Annotated in this window: 9 protein-coding genes; 1 reads left to right on the top strand and 8 read right to left on the bottom strand. The window is 64.5% G+C overall.

All coding sequences use genetic code 11. The features are described 5' to 3' along the window. Entirely contained in the window at positions 1–1,194 is a 1,194-nt protein-coding gene (locus L0Y14_RS04900; protein ID WP_083825155.1) for a tetratricopeptide repeat protein, read from the top strand. A gap of 51 nt (positions 1,195–1,245) precedes the next feature. Here L0Y14_RS04900 and L0Y14_RS04895 read toward each other — a convergent pair whose 3' ends face one another. The 8 genes from L0Y14_RS04895 to fabZ all read right to left on the bottom strand — a co-directional run bounded on the left by L0Y14_RS04895 (position 1,246) and on the right by fabZ (position 21,990). Continuing rightward, positions 1,246–2,538, bottom strand: coding sequence for an NAD(P)/FAD-dependent oxidoreductase (locus L0Y14_RS04895; protein WP_251859265.1), 1,293 nt, complete (start codon positions 2,536–2,538; stop codon positions 1,246–1,248). Positions 2,539–2,614: 76 nt separating this feature from the next. Then, positions 2,615–3,892 carry a DUF1501 domain-containing protein gene (locus L0Y14_RS04890; RefSeq protein ID WP_006475834.1) on the bottom strand — a complete coding sequence of 426 codons (1,278 nt, stop codon included), beginning with the start codon at positions 3,890–3,892 and terminating at the stop codon, positions 2,615–2,617. A 24-nt stretch (positions 3,893–3,916) separates the two neighbouring features. Further along, positions 3,917–15,199 carry a PA14 domain-containing protein gene (locus tag L0Y14_RS04885; RefSeq protein WP_251859264.1) on the bottom strand — a complete coding sequence of 3,761 codons (11,283 nt, stop codon included), beginning with the start codon at positions 15,197–15,199 and terminating at the stop codon, positions 3,917–3,919. 244 nt (positions 15,200–15,443) lie between these two features. Continuing rightward, on the bottom strand, positions 15,444–18,968 hold the full coding sequence (gene dnaE / locus L0Y14_RS04880; protein ID WP_006475405.1) for a DNA polymerase III subunit alpha: 3,525 nt from the start codon (positions 18,966–18,968) through the stop codon (positions 15,444–15,446). A 97-nt stretch (positions 18,969–19,065) separates the two neighbouring features. Then, a complete protein-coding gene (gene rnhB / locus L0Y14_RS04875; protein ID WP_005959120.1) occupies positions 19,066–19,638 on the bottom strand; it encodes a ribonuclease HII in 573 nt (190 codons plus the stop codon). Next, positions 19,635–20,783: a lipid-A-disaccharide synthase gene (gene lpxB / locus L0Y14_RS04870; protein WP_006475406.1), complete on the bottom strand. Its 1,149-nt coding sequence runs from the start codon at positions 20,781–20,783 to the stop codon at positions 19,635–19,637. Before lpxB ends, rnhB begins: the two co-directional genes overlap by 4 nt. Beyond that, complete coding sequence (gene lpxA, locus L0Y14_RS04865) at positions 20,783–21,559, bottom strand: acyl-ACP--UDP-N-acetylglucosamine O-acyltransferase (protein ID WP_006475407.1); 777 nt, start codon at positions 21,557–21,559, stop codon at positions 20,783–20,785. The genes lpxB and lpxA overlap by 1 nt, the downstream gene beginning before the upstream one ends. Continuing rightward, positions 21,556–21,990, bottom strand: a complete 435-nt coding sequence (gene fabZ / locus L0Y14_RS04860; protein ID WP_081417690.1) for a 3-hydroxyacyl-ACP dehydratase FabZ — start codon at positions 21,988–21,990, stop codon at positions 21,556–21,558. The genes lpxA and fabZ overlap by 4 nt, the downstream gene beginning before the upstream one ends. Between the last annotated feature and the right edge of the window lie 11 nt (positions 21,991–22,001).

The following is a 22,001-nucleotide window of genomic DNA, read 5'->3' as shown; positions in this document are numbered from 1 at the left end:
GTGAACAGAGGGGAATCACCTGTCACCCAGTCTCGCTCCGCGCCCCTGACCATCAGCGTACTCCCTTTCAAAACAGCAGCGGACGATGCCGTTTCGATAAGATTTGCCGGCGGTATAACCGCCGACCTGGCCGATGATCTCTCCAGGCTGTCAGAGATCTGGGTGATCAACGACCCGGGAGGAAGCGGCGATCTGCATCACGAAAAACGCGCCCGTTATCTGGTTTCGGGGAGTGTGTTCCATGAACAGGGACGGTTGCTGGTCCATGTCCGGCTAACCGAATCTGCAACCGCGCGTCAGCTCTGGTCGGAACATTTCGATCACCCACTTGGAGAGCTATTCGATATGCAGTCGGAGATTAGTCGCCGCGTGGTCGACCAGCTGTCGCTGCGCGTCAGTCAGGCCGAGCGCCGCCACCTGGCCCGGCGCTATACCCGCAATCTGGCCGCCTACGGCTATTTTCTCGATGCCCAGGCCCATCTCCTGACCCGCAAGGCTGAGGACAACCGGCAGGCACGGGCTCTCTACCGGCTGGCCATCGAGCAGGGCCCTGCCTTCGCACAGGCCTACGCCGATCTCGCCCTGAGCCATGCGGCAGACTATCGCAATCAGTGGTCAGAGGATGGCGGCGCCTCCCTCAGCCGGGCCCGGGAGATGGCCGATACCGCCCTGCATATCGATCCGGAGATCCCGCAGACCTATTGGGTGCTGGGGTATGTGGACGCCCAACGACGCCAACATCAACAGGCACTGGAGTCCCTGCGCAAGGCGGTGGCGCTGGATAACTCCTTTGCCGACACCTACGCCCTGATGGGGGGCATCCACACCTATCTCGGGACACCGAAGCGCTCGCTCTCCCTGCTGTGCCGGGCCATGCGTCTGCGGCCGGAGGCGGGCTATCTCTACTTCCTGCTGCTTGGCCGTGCCTACTATTTCCTCGGCGACATTGAGCAGGCCCGAATCAATCTCCATGAGGCCCTGTCACGCAATCCGGCCAGTCTGGATGCCCACCTCTATATGGCGGCCAGCGCGGTTACCTCGGAAGAGGATGGGAGCGGGGAGTGGGAGGCCGAAGAGGTACGGATGATCCGCCCCGGTTTCTCCTTTCAGCGATGGCTGCAGACCTACCCCATGACCAGCGCTGACCAGATCGAGCAGCTCAGGGCCGCGCTGGCCGCGGTCGGGCTGCGATGAGGCAGGAGGGGCAAAGGGTCGATGAGATTATTTGATTTAATCACTGGGCAACTAGCCGCCAAACAGATCCCGGGTGAAGTTGTTGTACCAGCTGTGGGCGTACTCTACATCCCGGCGGCGCTCCTCGGCGCTGGCGTCGGCACGCGATAGACCACCGCTGCCGGGCACCTGTTCGATCTGCTGACCACCGGCGGCAAGACGGTAGACCCCGAGCACAGAGATAGCGTAGTCGGCGCCAACGATACTGTAGCAGGCATTGGCGTAGGAGGGGTTGGCCAACGGCCGATCGTTGAGCAGCGCCGCCACCGCCAGGGCGCACTGCTTGGCCTCGGAGTTGGCGGCAAAGCCCGACTTGGGCAGTGGGCTGGCGCTACAGGCGTCACCGATCACATGGATGCCGGGGCGCAGCCGGGACTCGAAGGTCTGCGGATCCACCGGACACCAACCGCTGGCATCGGTCAGGCCAGCCTGAAAGGCGATCGCGCCGGCCTGCTGGGCTGGCACCAGATTCAGCACATCGGCGTTGTAGCTGTCGCCAAACCCAGTGGTGACCCGGCGGCTGACCGGATCGACCTGCACCACCCCCTGCTCGGGACCGCCGATCCACTCGATCATCGCATTGCCGCTGTCGTAGCCGTAGAGATCCCGCCAGCCCTGGATGAACAGGCTCTGCTTGGCAAAACTGCCCTTCGGATCGAGGATCAACACCTTGCTGCGCGGTTTGTACTGTTTAAAGTAGTGGGCCACCTGACTGGCCCGCTCGTAGGGGGCGGGCGGACAGCGGTAGGGATTGGGCGGCGCGGCCAGGATAAAGGTGCCGCCGTCGGGCATCGCCTCCAGCTGGGCGCGCAGCAGGCGGGTCTGCTCCCCCGCCTTCCAGGCGTGGGGAATGGTGGTAATCACCGAGGCGTCGTAGCCTGCCACCGTCTCGTAGCGGAAGTCGATGCCCGGTGAGACGATGCAGCGGTCATAGGGGAGGCGTGCGCCAGTGGCGGTAATCACCTGCCGGGCACCTGCATCGATGGCACTGACCCGGTCCCGCACCACTTGGATGCCATCCGCCTGCAACCCGGCATAGCCAAACCGGATCGACGCCAGGCTGCGCCCTCCCCCCAGCACCTCGTTGCTCATATAGCAGGTGTAGTAGTCGCTATCGGGCTCGATCAGGGTCACCGCAATCGTGGCGTCGGCACGGCGCAGGGCGCGGGCGACACTGACCCCGCCGGTGCCGCCACCGACCACCACCACCTGGCGGGCCGCCCCCAGCGCCAGGGCCGGAGCGCCCAGCAGGGCCGCGCCGGTGGCCAGGGTCTTGAGAAAACCTCTGCGATCGATCTTGTTCATCGTTACTAAACCTATATCAGTGCTGGCCAGGCCGATGCTCGGCACGAACGCCGCTCCCATCCACAACCGTCGTCTTTCACACCTGAATCCCGGTGGAGCGATTCGGGTCGAACAGGCCGACCGGCTCGGCCCGCAGCGGAAAGCGCCGGGCCAGGGGGTGCTGGTCGATACCCAACAGTTTGCGCAGCTCACTCTGGATGTGGCGCGGCTGGAGCAGCATGCCGGCGCTGTCGATCTGCAGGGTGCGTGGATCGATGGCCAGTTTCTCATGGCGTGGGCCGCCCGCGCCGACGATCCGGTCGGTCCAGCCGACCCCTTGCCTCATCAGCAGCTCGCTGCCCGCCGACCAGTGGTCCTTGCCGTTGTTGCTGTTGTAGCTGGGGGTGCGCCCCACATCCGAGGTGACATGCACCAGCAGGCGGTTGGCCAGTCCGATCTGTTCCGCCTTGCTCCAGAGGTAGTCGAGGCCACGGGTCAACCGCAGCAGGGCCGCCGCCTGGTTGTTGTCATGGTTTCCGTGGGTGTCGAAACCGCCACTGCTGAAGACCCCGGTGACGCTCATGCCGGCCGCCGCCATCACCAGAAACAGGTGCATGTCGCGCACCAGGCTGCTCCGGTCACCCTTCAGGTCGGTGGTGTCGAGGCTCGCCGGCATCACGTCGGCGAGACGGGCCAGACCACCGCTACCACTACGGGCGCTATAGAGTTCATCCAGCTTGCCCTGCCAACGCGGCAGGTTGTCTGGACGCTGCCGTTGCGCCTGCAACCGCTCCAGCTGAAAGCGCCGCACGATGGCGATATCGGAGGGCTTGTGGAAGGTCCGGTTGGCATCCCGCCAGTTCGGATCGGCCATGGTGCGCAACAACGACTCATCCGGCAGCCCAGTGAAGGGCATCACCCCGGCGGTCTCGGAAAAACCGCTGGCGCGCACAAACGGCATCGGCATCCCCTGGCCGTGGACCCCCGCCAGCAGCTCATTGAGGCTTGGATAGCCGGTCATCAGCTGGCCAGTGCTGCGATTGCGCTCCGCCGCCCCGTGGCCGTTGCTCTGCAGATCGATACCATTGATCACCAACATCCGCTGGTGGTGGCGCTGAAAAAACTCGGCATTCTCGGCGAACGGGGCATAACGCAGATTACCGGCGCGCCCGGCCGGCGCGCTGGCCGCCCAACGATTCACCGCACTGTCCTCCCGCGGATCACAGAAGGAACTCTGGTCCCAACCGCCACCGGCATGCAGGGTGATCAATATCGGCCCGTTGTAGGCCGCCGCCATCCCTGGCCGCGTCCAACCCGGCAGCACCGCTGCCATGCCTGCCACTCCCGCCAGTCTCAGAAACTCTCTTCTCTTCATCCTTCTCTGCTCCAGGCCGCCCGGTCACTCATAGAGAAAACGTGCATCACCCAATAGGTAGAGCACAACCATCGCCCAGGCCCGTTTGGTGTAGTAAGGATCCTGCCAGCGGTTGTTAAGGGAACAACTCAGCGAGTCGGAGACGTTCTCCCGGTCGCCCCAGATCGCCTGGAAGAGCTGGAAGGTACGATCGATCTCAGGATCATCCAGTGGCAACGGCTCGCCCAGCAGATGGCTGTGCAGGTGTTGGATCGCCTGGCGGATATGCTGCTCACCCGCCCCCATAAAACCGTCTCCCGGCGCCACCCACTGCAGGTAGGCATCATCGATATAGGCGTCGTTGTTGGCCTGGCTCGTATTGGTGCGCACCCCCAGCAGATGGAAACGCACCCGGCGGGTTCCCACCGGTACCGCAACGAACCGGCTCTGTTGCTGCCAGCGGCTCTGCTCACCGATCAGATGGGGGCTCTCGGCCAGCTGACTGCCATCGGCGGCATGGAAGCTGACGAAGACCTCAGGGCGATCGTTGTTGCGCGACCAGGGACGCAGACGTGCGCCAAACAGCACCCGGCCCCCACCCTGGTCGATGGTCCCAGCCTGGGCGCTGAGATCGACCTCCTGATAGGCCTCGCCGATGGCGCTCTGCCCAGAGCAGATACCACCAACGACAAAGTAGCTCTCGCCGGCATCGGTGCCGGGACCACGGCAACCGCCGATCCGCTCACCGTTACGCCAGACCTGTACCGTACCCTGGGCCAGGGTCCAACCGACCATCCCCTGCTCCGCCCCCGGATTGACCAACAGATTGTTGCCGCTCAGCTGATCCAGATCGGGGGTGTCGGCGGCCTCCACCGCGCCAAACAGCAGCCGCTCCGCCACCGGTCGGGCGAAGTCGTGGCGCACGATGTTGCAACTCAGCTCCATCGCCATCCGTTCCGGGATGGTCGCCATCAGGCTGTTGATCTGGCTGTTCGGCTGGCTCAACAGGCTGCCGCCATCGAAACCACCATAGAACTTGCCCTGCTGGGTACGCCAGGCATTGCCATCGCGGAAGTAGTACCAATCCTCGCCGGTCAGGCTCAGCAGCTTGTGGTTCAGCTCCTCCGGGGTCAGCAGCCGCGCCATCCCCAGATCGTGCAGTTCGGCGCGGCTCTGCGCATCCAGCCCATCGGCGGATGCGGCGCGGAACAGCGGACTGAGCACCAGCTCGACCAGCAGATCCTTGACGTTGAAGGGGCCATGACCCTGATCGCGAACGAACTGGCCGGCGATCTCCTCCAGCAACCGGTCCTGTTGGTTGTAGGCGGCCAACCGGGTGGCGTAGTCATCCACCGTGCTGCTCATCGGCGCGCTCAGCGGGTCACGCTTGAACAGGGCGCGATACCAGAAGTGGACGCCACCCTTGGCAAAGCGGGGGTCCGCCACCAGATGCCATCCCAGCCACTGCAGGCTACCGTTCACCCCCGCCTCGCGGCTATTCACCGCCGGCAGTTGCAGACGCAGCTGAGTGGCGTCGATATAGACATCCGAGACACTCCCCGAACGGCGCAGCCCGGCCATCCAATAGCGGATAGTGCGGGTGCCCCTGGGCAGGGTCACCGTCTCGGTATAGCGCCGCCAGTAGGGACGCTGGTTGCGCAACCGGTTGCTGACACCGATCGACCCACCTTGGGCGTCGAGGAACTCCAGATAGACCTCGGGACGATCAGACCACCCCTTGTCGCGCAGCTGGGCGCCGTAGATCGCCTGCACCTGACCGGCGTCGATGGCCGCCGCGTGGCGGGCCACGCTGAGATCCTGGTGGACCAGGGTCTGGCGCTCGCTCACACCACAGCCACCGAGCATAAACAGCTGGCTGCCGTTATAGGGCGCGGGGATGGTGCCACAACCCGCCGCCTGACTGGCCAGCAGCACCCCCTGATCGACCACCCAGCCCTCGACATCCTGCTCCGCACCAGGGTTCTGCAGCAGATTGTCGGTCACCTCGGTCGCGGCCCCGTAGCCGCGATGCCCCCCCGGCATCACTTGGTCGCCATAACCGGCAGGCAGGGCATCACGGTACCAAGCATCGCCAGGACGATACCAGGGCAGGCCGTTGTGGTCGGGTGGAAAATCCGCCGACTTATAGGCCCGCGGCAGGGAGTCCCGGTCGCCCTGGCTACCATTGAAGTTCTGCTGGTAGCGGGCCGCCGTGCCCCAGCTCTGGAAGGCACCTGCCACCGGGTCCATCGAGGTATGACAGACCAGACAGGCGGGACTCTCCAGGGTCGGCACCAGGAAGTCACCGTTGTTGCTGTCGTCCAACGGGCGCTGCCCCAGGGCCTCGATATCGATACCGAGGAACTGCTTGAAGACCGACTTCGAACGGTGGCGGTTGCGGTTGGTGTCGGTGGTCGGGAAGCGCGACAGCCAGGCATGGGTGGTCAACACTCCGGCGTGGGGGAAGGGCTTGTCGATGCGTGCCGAGATCCGCGCCTGACGTGCCGGCACGAACTGATCCTCGCCCGCAAAACTGCCAGAGATCGGCTCGGCCCCCATCACCCGGCCGATGATCGGATTGGCCATGGTGTAGTCGGCGGTGACGATCTCGCTCCAGGGGCGCTCGTTATCGACGATATAGCTCAGCAGATGGACCGGCTGGTGGCGCACCGCATCGTGCAACTGGCCACGCTCCGTCCGGCTCAACCCGGTCAGCGCTGGATAGTCGTCACGACTCAGGCCCCGACTCCCGTAGAGCCCGGCGGCCCCGTTACTGAGGAAGCGTTCAAACCCCGCCCGCTCGGCAAAGCCATGCAGCGCGTCCCCCGCCATCATCCCCCGCAGGGTCTGGCGCAGAGTCTCGTCGGAGTCTACCGCCGCCCGCTCCGCCGCCGTGGGTATCCGGTTCAACAACAGCAGGCTCGCCTTGCGTAGGGTCGCCTGGGGATCGAGCAGACGGACCCCATCGGGGGCGCTGGCGTCGCGCTGCAGGGTCAGGTTCAGGCTGCCGGAGCGACTCGAACGGTTGCCCGCCGCATCCAGCGCCAGGATCTGGTAGCGGTAGCTACCCTGTTGCAGACCGGTATCGGTGAAGCTGTTCCAGCGGGTCGTGGCGATCAACTGGCCATCACGGTAGATCTCGTAGCCGGTCACCTGCCAGTTGTCGTCAGCGTCGGTCCAGGTCAGGGTCAGCGAGTCGTTGGTGGTGGCCGCCAGGGCGAGATCGACCGGCTGGTCCGGGCCTTGGGTATCGGCCGCCTGACCGGCATAGAAGTGGGCCAACGCCTGAACCGCCTGGGGATCGACACGATGCGCCTGGTCGAGACCACCGCGCATCGCCGTGGGGGCCTGACTGCGATCCGCCAGATAGTCGCTCAACACCGCCTCCAGATAGGGACGCCATTGACCCGCCAGACGCACCCCGGTCAGACCGTTGTCGCGGCCGCTGTTGGTATGACAACTCTCGCACTCGCCCTGGTGCAGACGCTGACCAAGCTGCTGCAGGTTGGCATCGACCGACTGGCTGATCTGGCTCTGCGGCAGCGCGGCGAAGTAGTCGGCCATCGCCGCGATCTGATCCGCCGAGTAGCCCTTGGCGACCCGATCCATCATGCTGGCGTGGCGGCGGCCGCTCTGGTAGTCGTTCATCACCCGCACGAAGTAGCCACGATCGAACCCGGCGATGGCCGGCATCGCCGGGCCACCGCTGACGCCGTCACTGCCATGGCAGATGGCGCAGTTGCCCACCAACGCCGCCACCGGGATATCGCCAACAGTCGGCGCCGAACCGCCGCAGGCGGCCGGATCGTCCAGCTGGCGCAGGAACTCCGCCAGGTTGCGATAGGCGAGGCTCTGGGCATCACCAAACGGCGCACCGCCGCCGTGGGGACGCGTGCCGATACTCTTCTCCAGCAGCGTCGCGCCACCCAGCTGGTTGGCGGCATCCACCACCACCTTCTGGTTACGGCTCGCCGCATCGGTCCCCTGATGGAGCACGAAGCGGGTCATATGGGCGAGACCGCCGGGGTTGTGACAGCTGGCGCAGCGCTCCAGATGGGGGGCGACCTCGCGCACGAAGAACGACTCGGTGGCGGCGCAGGCCGCGGCCAGGCTGACATCGGCCGGGTTCGAAGCCGCGGAGAGGTTACCCGCTGCATCGATCGCCTTGACCTGATAGCTGTAGCTGAGGCCCGCCTCGGCGGAGCTGTCGGTGTATTCGGTCTGCATCGCGGTGGCTATCAGGCGGCCGTCGCGGATCACCCGATAGCCGCTCACCGCCTGGTTGTCCCGCGAGACCCCCCAACTGAGGCGCACGCTCTGGTTGCCCAGCAGCTCGGCGCGCAGGCTGGAGGGGGTGGTCGGGGCCTCGGTGTCACCGGTGCGCACCTCCACCACCTGACTTGCACTGGAGAGGTTGCCCGCCGCATCCAGCGCCCGGATCTGATAGCGGTAGCGGCTGCTGCCCGCCAGCCCCTGGTCGCTGTAGCTGGTGCTGGCCACCCTGGCGATCAGCTTGCCATCGCGCAGCACCTGATAGCCACTGACCCCAACGTTGTCGGTTGCGGCCTGCCAGCTCAGTTGCATCGAGGTGGCATCAGTGGGCTGTACACTCAGCCCGGTCGGGACCGAAGGTGGGGTGCCGTCATCGGTGGTGACGGTGAGCGCGGCGGTCGGTGGCGAGGCATTGCCCGCCGCATCCAGGGCGATCACCTGATAGCTGTAGTGGCTGAAGCTCTGCAGACCCTGATCGGTGAAGCGGGTCGCGTTGACCGTCGCCACCGGCTCGCCATTGCGCAGCAGCCGATAGCCAGTCACCGCGATATTGTCACTCGCCGCGCCCCAGCTGAGGGCGATGCTGTCGTTGCTCCGTGCTGTCACTTGCAACGCCCCCGGCACGCCGGGGGGGATGGTGTCCGGCACCGTCAATTCAACCTGGCTGGCGGGAGACTCGGTGCCGTTGGGCCAGACCGCCTTCACCGCATAGCGGTAGGCCTGACCAACCTCGACCTGGGTATCGCAATAGTCATTAGCATCGACACTACCCAGTAGCCGGCCATCGCGATAGACATGGTAGCGCCCAATCAGGTCGTGGGGCTGCCACGCCAGGGTCACCCCCTGATGGCCCTGCTCGGTGATCTCCAGCCCTGCCGGCGCCTGGGGCGCACCGCTCTGGTCCGCCTGCCAGACCAGCTGGGCTACGGCACCGCCTCCGACCTCGAAATAGTCCATCCGGATCTGGTGGCGTCCCTGGTCGAGAAAAACTCGCTGGCTATACTCGGTCGGCGCCATCGGCCGCCAGGCATCGATCAGCAGCTGGTCATCGACCCACAGCCGCACCCCGTCATCGGTGCGGCTGGTGAAGCTGTACTCACCCGCCGGCAGGTCGAATGCACCACTCCAGCGCGCCGAAAAGTGGTCACGCCCCTTCACCCCTAGCGGCTTGCCACCGCCCCAGTCGAAGTCGATCTTCGGCTCCTGGCGGATATCTGCCAGCGGCCCCTTCAGGTCACCCTGGTTGTAGTATTCGGCGCAGAACGCCCCTACCGGCAGCGGGGAACAGTCATCGATCGGCTGCCAGTTGACCTTCAGTACGGCACCGCCCCAACCGTCAAAGTGCTCCACTCGGACCCGGTGTTTGCCCTGGGTCAGTTGACGCACCGCCCGGTACTCGGTGGGTTTCTGCTGGTTCCAGTAGTCGATGATCAGTTCATCATCGAGCCACACCCGCACCCCATCGTCGGCCAGCGCCGAGAAGCGGTAGAGCCCCGCCTCGAAGGCGAAATCCCCCACCCACTTGTCGGAGAAGGTGTCGTGCTCGATGTTGTCGATCGGCAGATTTGGCCAGTCGAAGTCGAGCCTATCGACCTCCAGAGTGTCGGCCAGCCCCCCCTTGAAGCCCATTTCTTCATAGAACTCGCCGCAGAAACGCCCCTCCGGCACCACCGAGCAGTCGGGGGCTTTGCTCCAGCTCAGCTTCGCCTTAGCCTTGCCCCAGGCCTCGTAGTACTCCACCTTGACCCGATGGGTGCCAGCCTCCAGCTTCAGTAGCGTGCGCTGCTTGCCGTACCAGGGCCAGCTGCGTTTCCAGGCATCGATGATCAGATCGCCATCCACCCAGACCCGGAAGCCGTCATCGGCATCGCTACGGAAGCGGTAGTAGCCTGCCTCGAATTCAAAGTCACCCTGCCAGCGGGCAGAGAACTTGTCGTGACTCAGCGCCTCGCTGGGTCCACCACCCTGCCAATCAAAATCTATAGCCGGATCGAGACTCGCCTCCAGCGGCTCGCCGGAGAGATCCTGATTGGGGAAGTATTCGCCACAGAACTCACCGCTGGGCACCGCGTCGCAGCTGGGCGCGGTCTCCCAGAGCAGGCCCACACTGGCGTTGCCCCAGCCTTCGCGGTATTCGACCTTGATCCGATGGTTACCCGCGCTCAGACGACGCAAGACCTGGCGTTTGCCGAACCAACTCCATTTTGGATCCCAAGCGTCGATCACCAACGCGCCATCGATCCAGACCCGCATCGCATCATCAAAGTGGCTTTTGAAGCGGTAGGTGCCGGCGGCAAATGGGAAATCCCCCTCCCAGCGAACCGAGAACTTGTTTGCCCCTACCCCTACGATCGGGTTGCCGCTGCCCCAGTCGAAGTCGATCTTGTCGTAGAGCCGCGAATCCACCGGATCGCCGCTCAGGTCGGTGGTGGCAAAGAAGCTGGCGCAGAACTGCCCTTCCGGCACCTGCGAACAGTCGGCGGTCTCCTCCCAGCGCAGCTTGGCGACAGCACCACCACCGCTCTCGAAGTACTCCATCTTGATGCGATGTGTGCCCGCTGTAAGCGGCAGCATGGCACGGTATTCGGTGGGCCGCTGATGGCGCCAGCCATCGATGATCAGCCGCCCATCGACCCACACCCGGATACCGTCATCCCCGGTGGCGATGAAGCGGTAGCCCGACGCCTTGAAGAGAAAATCGCCCTGCCAACGGACCGAGAAGTTGTCCTTCCAGACCCCGTCGATCGGCGCGCCCCTCTTCCAGTCGAAGTTGATGGCCGGGTCGACGCGCCCCTCGCTGGGTGCTCCGGTGAGGCCCTTGTTACCGAAGAACTCGGCACAGAAACGCCCGCTCGGCACCGCCTCGCACCCCGCCACCCGCTGCCAGTGGAAGTTGGCGCGGGCACTGCCCCAGCGCTCTTTGTACTCCACCCGGACCCGATGGCTGCCCGCCGTCAGCCGATAGAGCCGGTGCTGCTTGCCGTAGAGCGGCCACTTGCGCGCCCCATCCCAGCTGTCGATGATCGGCTCGCCGTCGATCCAGACCCGCATGCTGTCGTCGGCATCGCTGACGAAGCGGTAGGCCCCCGCCTCGAAGGTGAAGTCGCCCTGCCAGCGCAGCGAGAAGCGGTCGGTGCGCTTGCTATTGTCCGGGCTCCCCTTGCCCCAGTCGTGGGCGATCTGCGCCTCAGTCCAGCCATCCACCGGGTCGCCCTGCAGCTCTTCGTTGTGGAACAGCTCGGCGCAAAACTGGCCGCTCGGCACCGTGCCGCAACCGGGCACCGCCTCCCAGCGGAGATTGGCCCGGGCGTCGCTCCAGGCCTCGCGGTACTCCATGCGGATCTTGTGCAGCCCCGGGGCGAGACGCAGCAGGCGGCTGTATTTGCCGCGGTAGCTCCAATCCATGCTCCAGGCGTCGATCACCTGGCGATCGTCGATCCAGAGCCGAATGCCGTCATCCACATCACTGGTGAAGCGGTAGGCGCCACCGTCGAAGTTGAAACTGCCCTCCCAGCGCACCGAGAAGCGGTCGGGGTTGACCCCATGCATCGGCCGCTGCCGGCCCCAGTCGAAGGCGATGGCCGGCGTCTGCTCCTGACGCACCGGCTCACCCTGGAGCTGCTCGTTGTTGAAGTAGCTGCCGCAGAAGGCGCCGCTGGGCACGCCGCCGCAAGGGTGGCGCTGCTCCCAATGGAACTGGGCCGTGGCCCAGCCGCCATGCTCCTTGTATTCGACCTTGATCCGGTGGCTGCCAGCCGCCAGATGCAGATCCTTGAAATACTCGGTGGCGGCCTGGGGCTTCCAGGAGTCGATGATCGGCGCATCGTCGATCCACACCCGCATCCCGTCATCGGTGCGGGCGATAAAGCGGTAGTCGCCCTCGGTGAAGGTGAAGTCCCCCTGCCAGCGGGCCGAGAAGTTATCCTTGCCGATCACCCCCGCCAAGGGCGACTCACCCTTCCACTCAAAATCAATGGCCGGCACATTGGCGGCGTGGACCGGCAGCCCAGTCAGTTCGCGGTTGTTGAAGAACTCGCCACAGAAGGCCCCGTTTGGCACCGACTCGCAGCGCTGCCCCAGCTCCCAGCTGACGTGGGCACGGGCCCAGCCGCCCCACTCCCGATATTCGACCCGCACCCGCTGCAACCCCGCCGGCAGCGTGACCACCTGGTTGATGCGGCCACCGTGCTGCCAGGAGTCGATGAGCAGCCGATCACCGATCCAGACCCGCACCCCATCATCGGTGTAGCTGTGGAGGTTGTACTCCCCCGCCTCGAACTGGAACTCGCCCAACCAACGGACTGAGAAGTGATCCTTGCCCAGTCCGCCGGCGGGTGCCTTGTCCTGCCACTCGAACGCAATCTGTTGATCTTCACGCACCAGCGCCGCATCACCGGCCAGGTCGTGGTTGTCGTAGTAGGCACCGCAGAAGCGCCCCTGGGGAATCGCCCCGCAGCCGACGGCGGCGGCCCAGCTCAGCTCGGCCACGACGCCACCGCCAGCCTCAAAATATTCGGCGCGGATGCGGTGGCTGCCCGCCTTCAGCCAGAGGCTCTTCTGATGGAGGGTCGGCGCTTGCCCATGCCAGCTGTCGATCACCGGTTCACCGTCAACCCAGAGGCGGAAGCCATCGTCGGTCCGTACCTGGAAGTTGTAGCTGCCATCCTGATCAAACTGGAAGTCACCCTGCCAGCGTACCGAGAAGTTGTCCCGCGGCAGGCTGGCATCAGCGCTGCCGTTGCCCCAGTCAAAGTTGACCTGTGGGTCAATGCGCACCAGCGCCGGATCACCCTCCAGGTTTCGGTTGGCAAAATACTCGGCACAGAACTCACCCGCCGGCACTGAAGCACAATTGACCAGCTCAGCGCCCAACGGCTGCCAGTCGAGGGAGAGAAAGGCGTTGCTACCGAGACGGTACTCCAGCGCCAGCAGATGGTCCCCCTGGCTAAGATGAGCGGTGCGCATGGCATCCACTGCCCCGCCATCACTGCTGCCCTGGTAGAGGGGCTGACCATCCAGCGACAGCTTCAGCTCACGGGCGCCATGGCTGAGCATAAACTGGTAGTCGCCCTGGGCGAACACGAAGGAGCCGCTCCAGCGCAGCAGCAGGCCATCCACCGCCACTCCCACGGGCAGATCGCCGAGGCTAAAACGCAGGCCGTTGTCGCTGATCTGGAGCTGCGCCTGCTCTAGAGGGAGCCACTGAGCACCGTCGAAATATTCAAGGCAGAAGCCACCGCCAGGTTGCAGGCAGCCGACCCGCTCCAGCGCCAGACCCAACGCTGCCTCGCCGCTCAGGTCCTGATAGTCGAGGCGCAGCTGATGATAGCCCTCGGACAGGGTGAGATAGCTACCCAGGGTACGTTGCGGAGATGGGGCGTCCCAGGCGTCGATCAGCGGTGTGCCATCGAGCCAGAGCCGCACCTTATCGTCGGCATCGAGCTCAGCACGGTAGATGCCAGCGCCCGGGTTGAGGCTGCCGATCCAGCGCAGCGAGAAGCCGTCCCGGCCAACACCGGCATCCGGACCGCCCAGCCCCCAGTCCCAATCGAGCAGCTGCTGGCGGCCACTGGCGGCGGTCGAGGCCGGCAGATCACCGGCCAGCGCCAGGGCCGGAGCGCCTTGGGGATCATCCTGGCCACTGTATTCGAGGCAGTAGCGTCCCTCGGTCACCCCCTCGCAGTGCGCCAGTTGCAGCCCAGGACGCTCCTCCAGCCAGAGTCCGGCGCTGTCGCCATCCACCGGAAGCAGCGCGGCGGGCAGACGCAGCTCGACCCCATCCCAGCTCAGCAGGGCCGGGTAGTCGCTAAGCGCCATCTGCTGGGCCGCCCGCCCCGGCTGGGGACGCGGGGTGACGCGCCAGAGGCGCTCACCGGGGTTGCCGGCGCTGGTGATGATAAAGGGGCGGGCGCGCTCGATCAGGCTGTCGATGCGGGCCCTTTTGCCCGTCGCACCCAACCGCTGCTGGAGTTCGCTCAGGGTTGCGGAGAGGAGTTGATCATCCTGCAGATCGCTATGCCCGGCCAGGTAGTCACTGACCCCGGACAGGCCGGCGTGCAGGATCAGCTCGCGGTAGAAGAGGCCACCCTGGCTGACCGATTGGCTGTCGCTGCCAAAGATCAGGCTCCCCTCCAGCAGCGGATGGATCGGCCGGTCCGAGGCCAGCGCCATACCGCGCAACCGGTCGATGGCGTCGCTAAGGCTGTCGAAGGGGGCGTTCTGGTTGCCGGAGAGGGGGTTGGGCTCGCCCTCCAGCAGCAGTTGTGACTGATGTGTGCCGACCTGGGCAGCAGGGTTGGCAAGCCGGCCCCAGACCGGGGCGACCGCAAAGGCGGCGTTCTGATCGTAGAACCCCTGGACGGAGACCTGGGCGGCGGGAAACCAGCGCTGTAGCGGCGTCACCACCACCTGCGCCAGCCAGGCGGCGCTGCGGCGGCCCATCAGCCGGTCCCAGGTGGGATGGGCCTCACCGTTGCGGCCCGCTGTTAGCAGCGCAGACGCATCTTTCAGGCCGATCGATTCGGCCAGCGGCACAAAGCCAGGACTGACGGTCAGGCGATTAAAATAGGCGTCAGGGTCGCCCTGCAGCAGACCACGGGCGTAGAGCCCCGCTACCGAGAGATCGCTGCTGGAATCGATGCTAAGCAGGTCGAGCTGACCACCCAGCCCGGCATAACGGGCCAGAAACGCCTCGACCAACGCCTGGCTCGTCTCGGCGCTGGCCTGCCACCAATCGGCCTGGCCCTGGGTGATCGCCGTATCCACCCCCGCACTGATGCGTTCACCGACCAGCAGCAGCAGACCCCGCTGGCCCGACGCAAGGTCACCGGTAGCAACCGCCGCCTCGGCAGCCAGTGCCTCCACCTCGGCAACGGAGCTGACCCCACTCAGATCGATCCGCTGAAGCTGAGGCAGGTTGGCAAACTGATCGGCAGAGGCATACAACCGGTAGCCCAGTGGCTGGGTGCCACCCATGGTCGGAAAGCACAGCCCCAGCAGCAACAGAATGGGCAGGAGGGTGCATCGGTAATGTTTCCAGCTGGCGATCATATCCATGCCTTCCATGAATCGAAATGGTACCTGCGTCGACTGCTGCCGCCTGGGATCAAGCACAGCAGAGACCGCCTCTCAGGGAATAATCTGAAATGCACAAACGAGCGTCATTCAGCCTGCCCAAACTGCAGAATTTGGGAATAAAAAGCGGATTAGGAATTTATTTAATCAATTTGCGGCGCAAATTGTGAAGCGCTAGACGCACCTCATGTGACATATGTCACATTTTTTTGATCGACGGGTCCGATCAACCCCGCCGGGCAATCACCACCCGAATCGCCTCTGGGCCGAGCCAGCGCTCCAGCCGCCGCAGCAGTTCGTCGCTGGGATTGACCCGCCAAGCCTCCCCCAAGTGGATCTCAGCGCTGGCCGTGGCAGAGCGATAGTGGAGACGGATCGCACATGTGCCGCCGAGAAACGGGCTCAGCAGCTGTTGCAGCTGCTGACGGAATTCGGCCACCTCGGTGGCGACCGGTGCAACCTTTAGGTCGAGGTGGCTGGCATAGAGTCCGCGCGCCTGCTCCACCGTGAGCAGGTTGTCGGCGCGCACGCTGAGGCCACCCCGGTACTCGTCGTAACTGAGGCTGCCGGAAACCACCAGCAGGTTGTCGCTGACCAGCAGATCGCGGTGCGCCTCGTAAGCCTCGTTGAACAGGGTCACCTCGATGCGACCGCTCTTGTCATCCAGCAGCAGGGTGCCCATGCGGCCGCGTTGGGTCTGCCGATGGCTGACGGAGACCACCAGCCCCACCACCACCACCGGCACACCGCGCCGGCGACCGCCGCCTCCACCGCCGTTGTTCTCAACCGAGAGCTCGGCGATACGGCTGCTGGCCAGCTGTTTGCGATCCTGCTCGTAGCGGTCGATGGGGTGGCCGGTGAGATAGAGGCCGAGGGTCTCCTTTTCGCCTTGCAGACGCTGCTCGTCATCCCACTCCTCCACCCCCTCGGGCACCACTGCCGGCTCGGCCCCGCCCTGTGCCGATTCACCCATGCCGAACAGGTCATCCTGACCAACCTCCTGGGCCTCATGCTGCTGCTCCGCCATCTTCAGGGCCAGCGGCAGATGCAACATCATGGTGGCACGATTCTCGCCCAGACCATCCAGCGCACCGGCGCGAATCAGCGACTCCAGCACCCGCCGGTTGACCCGCTTCATATCGATACGGCGGCAGAAGCTGAACAGATCGGCGAACGGGCCGTTGGCATCACGCTCGAGAACGATGCTCTCGATCGCCGACTCCCCCACCCCCTTGATCGCGCCCAAGCCGTAGATAACGGTCTTCTCATCAGCGATGGTGAACTTGTACTGGGACAGGTTGACCTGGGGCGGCTCCACCTTGAGCTGCATGCGCCGCGACTCGTCGATCAGCGGCACCACCTTGTCGGTGTTGTCCATATCCGCCGAGCAGACCGCCGCCATGAAGGCCGCCGGGTAGTGGGCCTTGAGCCACATGGTCTGGTAGGAGACCAGCGCGTAGGCGGCAGAGTGGGATTTGTTGAAGCCGTAGCCGGCGAACTTCTCCACCAGGTCGAAGATCTTCATCGCCAGTTCGGCGTCGATGCCGTTGTTCTCCGCGCCCTCCTTGAACACCGCACGCTGCTTGGCCATCTCCTCCGGCTTCTTCTTGCCCATTGCGCGGCGCAGCATGTCGGCGCCACCCAGCGAGTAGCCAGAGAGCACCTGGGCGATCTGCATCACCTGCTCCTGGTAGAGGATAATGCCGTAGGTAGCATCGAGAATCGGCTTCAACGACCCATGTTGATACTGGGCGTCTGGGTAGGAGATCGCCTCGCGGCCATGCTTGCGGTTGATAAAGTTGTCGACCATGCCCGACTGCAGCGGGCCGGGCCGGAACAGCGCCACCAGTGCAGTGATGTCGTCGAAACTGTCGGGCTGCAACTTCTTGATCAACTCCTTCATGCCGCGGGACTCGAGCTGGAACACCGCGGTGGTCTCGCACCGCTTGAGCATCTTGAAGGTGGCCGGATCGGCCATGTCGATGGCGCTAATATCGATCGGCTCCAAGCCCTGTTTGGCGCGCCCAGCATTCACCGTCTGCAGAGCCCAGTCGATGATGGTAAGGGTGCGCAGGCCGAGGAAGTCGAACTTCACCAGCCCCGCCTGTTCCACATCATTCTTGTCGAACTGGGTCACCAGGTTGCCACCGCCCTCTTCACAGTAGAGCGGGGCGAAGTCGGTGAGCAGGCCAGGGGCAATCACCACGCCGCCCGCGTGCTTGCCAGCGTTGCGCGCCAGCCCCTCAAGCTTGCGCGCCATCTTGATCAGCTCACCCACCTCCTCATCGGTGCGGTAGGCGTCGGCCAGATCTTCGCTCTCCTCCAGTGCCTTCTCCAGGGTCATGCCCAGCTCGAAGGGGATCATCTTTGCCACCCGGTCGGTAAAACCGTAGGGGTGGCCGAGCACCCGCCCGACGTCGCGCACCACCGCCTTCGCCGCCATCGAGCCGTAGGTGATGATCTGCGACACCGAATCACGGCCATACTTGCGCGCCACATAGTCGATCACCTCATCGCGCCGATCCATGCAGAAGTCGATATCGAAGTCGGGCATAGAGACCCGCTCTGGATTGAGGAAGCGCTCGAACAGCAGTTCGTGCTCGATCGGGTCGAGATCGGTGATCTTCAGCACGTAGGCGACCAGCGAGCCGGCGCCGGAGCCGCGCCCCGGCCCCACCGGGATAGCGTTGTCCTTGGCCCACTGGATGAAGTCGGCAACGATCAGGAAATAGCCGGGGAAGCCCATCTGGTTGATCACGTCGAGTTCGATCTGCAGCCGCTCGTCATAGGGCTTGCGGATCTCCGCAAAGTCGGCGCTGCTAGTGTCGAACAACTGCTCGAGTCGCCACTCCAGCCCCTTGCGCGACTCCTCGGAGAAAAACTGCTCGATGGTCATCCCCTCGGGGATCGGGAAGTCGGGCAGGAAGTGCTTGCCGAGAGTTAACGCAAGGCTGCAGCGCTTGGCGATCTCGACACTGTTGGCGAGCGCCTCTGGGATGTCGGCAAACAGCTCGCACATCTCCTGCTGGGTGCGCAGATACTGCTGCTCGCTGTAGAGCCGCGGGCGGCGCGAATCCTCCAGGGTGCGGCCATCGTGGATGCAGACCCGCACCTCATGGGCTTCGAAATCCTCGCTGGCGAGAAAACGCACATCGTTGGTCGCCACCACCGGCACATCCCGGGCCGCCGCCAGGGCTACCGCGGCGTGCAGATAGGCCTCCTCATCGGGACGACCGGTGCGATTCAGTTCCAGGTAGAACCGATCACCGAACAGCTCCAGCCAACCCGCCAGCAGCCTCTCCGCCGCGGCCTGGTTGCCCGCCAGCAAGGCGCGCCCCACATCCCCGTCACGCCCTGCTGAGAGGGCGATCAAGCCATCCACGCTGCCTTCGAGCCAGGCCCGATCCAGCATCGGCCGGCCTAGATGCTGGCCCTCACGATAGCTGCGCGAGACCAGCCGGGTCAGGTTGCGATAACCCTCAAGATTCTGCACCAGCAGCAGCAGACGGAAGGGCTTGTTGACATCATCCGGATTGCGGAGCCACAGATCGGTGCCGGCGATCGGCTTGATACCGCCGCCCAGCGCCGCCTGGTAGAACTTGATCAGAGCAAACAGGTTGGATTGATCGGTGAGCGCCACCGCCGGCATGCCCAGCTCCACCGCCTTTGCCACTAGCGGTTTGATGCGCACCATGCCATCGACCAGGGAGTATTCAGAGTGGACGCGGAGGTGGATGAAGTTGGGTTGCATGGGGCGTGACTTAAGGTGCTCGGTGCGGCGGCTAATTGAGGATGCAGAGCTTACCAAATCGCCCCGGCCAGGCGCGACCCTCGCCCCCCCGGCCGGCTCAATCGAGCAGCCGGCGCACCGGGGCGAAGGAGCGGCGGTGGATCGGGCTGACCCCCAGCTCCTGCAACGCCTGCAAGTGGACCTTGGTAGGATAGCCTTTGTGACGGGCCAAGCCGTAGCCGGGATGGTGTTGATCGAGCTCGACCATCTCCCGGTCGCGCGCCACCTTGGCGATGATGGAGGCGGCGCTGATCGCCTCGACGCTGCTGTCGCCGCCGATGATCGCCTCCACCGGGCAGGCGAGCTGCGGGGCATGTTTGCCATCCACCAGCACCCGCTGCGGCGTCAGTGCCAGTGCCTCCACGGCGCGGCGCATCGCCAGCAGGCTCGCCTGCAGGATGTTGATCTGGTCAATCTCCTCCACCTCGGCGCGCCCCAGCGCCCAGGCCAGCGATTGGGTGCGAATCTGCTCCGCCAGCTGTTCGCGACGCTTTTCCGAGAGCTTTTTAGAGTCGGCCAGTCCCTCAATCGGCTGCGCCGGGTCGAGGATCACCGCCGCAGCCACCACCGGGCCGGCCAGTGGCCCGCGGCCCACCTCGTCGACCCCCGCAACAAAGATATGATCAGTCACTTTTGTTCTCCATCAAGCATCGCCAAGATCGCATCCGCAGCACGATCGGCTGCGTTGCGCCGTAGGTTTTTGTGAATCTCGGCATAGCGTGTGGCGATTTCGGCACGCCGCTGCGGATCATCGAGCAGCGCCAGCAGCGCAGAACCCATCGCCTCGGGTTCTACCTGCTGCTGCAGAAACTCTGGCGCCAGCTCCTCTTCTGCCAGCAGGTTGGCCATCGCCATGTAGGGGATCTTCACCAGATTGAGGCGGGTCACCAGCCAGTAGGTGAGTGCTGCCAGCCGATAGGCAACCACCATCGGCCGCTTCAGCAGCAAGGTCTCCAAAGTGGCGGTGCCGGAAGCGGTGAGCACCAGATCCGCCGCGCCGATCGCCTCGCGCGGGCGGCCATCCAGCAAGGTCAGGGGCAGGCCGGGGGCGAACTCTGCGGCCGCTATGGAAAACGCCTCGCGGAGCCGCTGGTTGACCATCGGTGCGACAAACTGCAGTTCGGGGCGCTGCTGATGGCACCAACTAGCGGTCTGCAGAAACGCCGCCGAGAGCATCTTCAGCTCGCTCATGCGGCTACCCGGCAATAGTGCGATCACCGGCCGCTGCGGATCGAGGCCTAATTCATGACGCAACTGCTGCGCATCCGCCGGCTCGAGTGGGATCTGATCCGCCAGCGGGTGGCCGACATATTCGGCACGCACCCGGTTGGCGCGCAGAAATTCACTCTCGAAGGGAAACAGGCAGAGCATCAGATCGACCGCGCTATGCAGATTTTTGACCCGCCCCTGGCGCCAGGCCCAGACCGTGGGGCTGACAAAGTGTGCGGTGCGGATGCCATTTTGTTTCAGACGGCGTGCCAGCGGCAGATTGAAATCAGGGGCATCCACGCCGATGAAGAGATCCGGCGGGTCGGTGCGAAAATGGTTGTAGAGACGGCGGCGCATCGCCAGCAAGGCGGGCAGATGTTTCAGCACCTCGACCAGCCCCATCACCGGTTCGATACGAGCCAGAGGCTGGCAACCGGCCGCCTCCATCTGCGGCCCGGTCACGCCTTCGAAGCGCAGCCCCGGACGTTTCGCCTGCAGTGCCTCGATAAGAGAGGCTGCGAGGATGTCGCCCGAGACCTCGTTGGCGACGATGCCAATACGTATCATCAGCGGATGATGCCGCGTCCGCTGTCGTGCAGAAAATCGACCATCAGATCCACCTCTGGTGTCTCTGCGGCGATCACCCGCAGGTCGTCGAGCGCCTCTTCGAGACGCTGATTCGACATGTAGATCGCCTTGTAAGCGCGCTTGATCTGCTGCATCGCTGTCTCGGAGAAGTCGCGTCGACGCAGCCCTTCGCGATTGATGCCGTGGGGTTTGGCGGGTTGGCCCGAGACCATCAGGTAGGGCAGCACATCCTTGCTGATCGCCGAGCCCATGGCACAGAAGCTGTGGGCGCCGATGCGGCAGAACTGGTGCACGATAGTGAAACCGCCGAGGATGGCGTAGTCGTCGATAATCACATGGCCACCCAGGGAGGCGGCATTGGCCATGATCACGTTGTCCCCCAGCTGACAGTCGTGGGCGACATGAGTGTAGGCCATCAGCAGGTTGTCGTTGCCGATGCGGGTGGTCGCTGTATCCTGCAGCGTGCCGCGGTTGATGGTGGTGAATTCGCGGATCACGTTGCGATCACCAATCTCCAGCCAGGTCTCTTCGCCGGCGTACTTTTTATCCTGGGGATCTTCACCGACCGAGGCGAACTGGAAGATGCTGTTGTCCTGGCCGATGCGGGCCGGCCCTTTGATCACCGCATGGGGACCCACTCTGGTGCCTTTGCCGATCTGTACACCGGCACCGATGATGCTGAACGGGCCAACCTCGACCCCCTCCTCCAGCTCAGCCGACGGGTCGACGATGGCACGCGGGTCGATCAGGGTCATATCTCCCGGGCGGTACAGATGATGTTGGCGGTGGCTGCGACCTTACCATCCACCGTCGCTTTGCAGGAGAACATACCCATACCGCGACGCATGGCGGTCTGCTCCACCTCAATGCGCAGCTGATCACCCGGCTCCACCGGGCGTTTGAAGCGCGCCTTGTCGATGCCGACAAACAGGTAGATGGTGTTTTCACTGACAGTGGAAGGGTTTGACTCCATCGCCAGCAGACCGGTAGCCTGGGCCATCGCCTCGACGATCAACACCCCCGGCATCACCGGCTTGATCGGGAAATGGCCGTTGAAGAAGGGTTCGTTGTAGGTGACATTCTTCAGCGCCACCAGCCGGGTATCTTTTTCAAATTCCATGACCCGGTCGATCAACAAAAACGGGTAGCGGTGCGGCAGCAAGCTGAGCACCTTTGTAATATCCATAACGGTCAAAA

This window comes from Candidatus Endoriftia persephonae (genome assembly GCF_023733635.1).
Lineage (GTDB): Bacteria > Pseudomonadota > Gammaproteobacteria > Chromatiales > Chromatiaceae > Endoriftia > Endoriftia persephonae.
The sequence above is the reverse complement of the archived record's forward strand: the minus strand, read 5'-3'. Positions and strand labels throughout refer to the sequence as shown.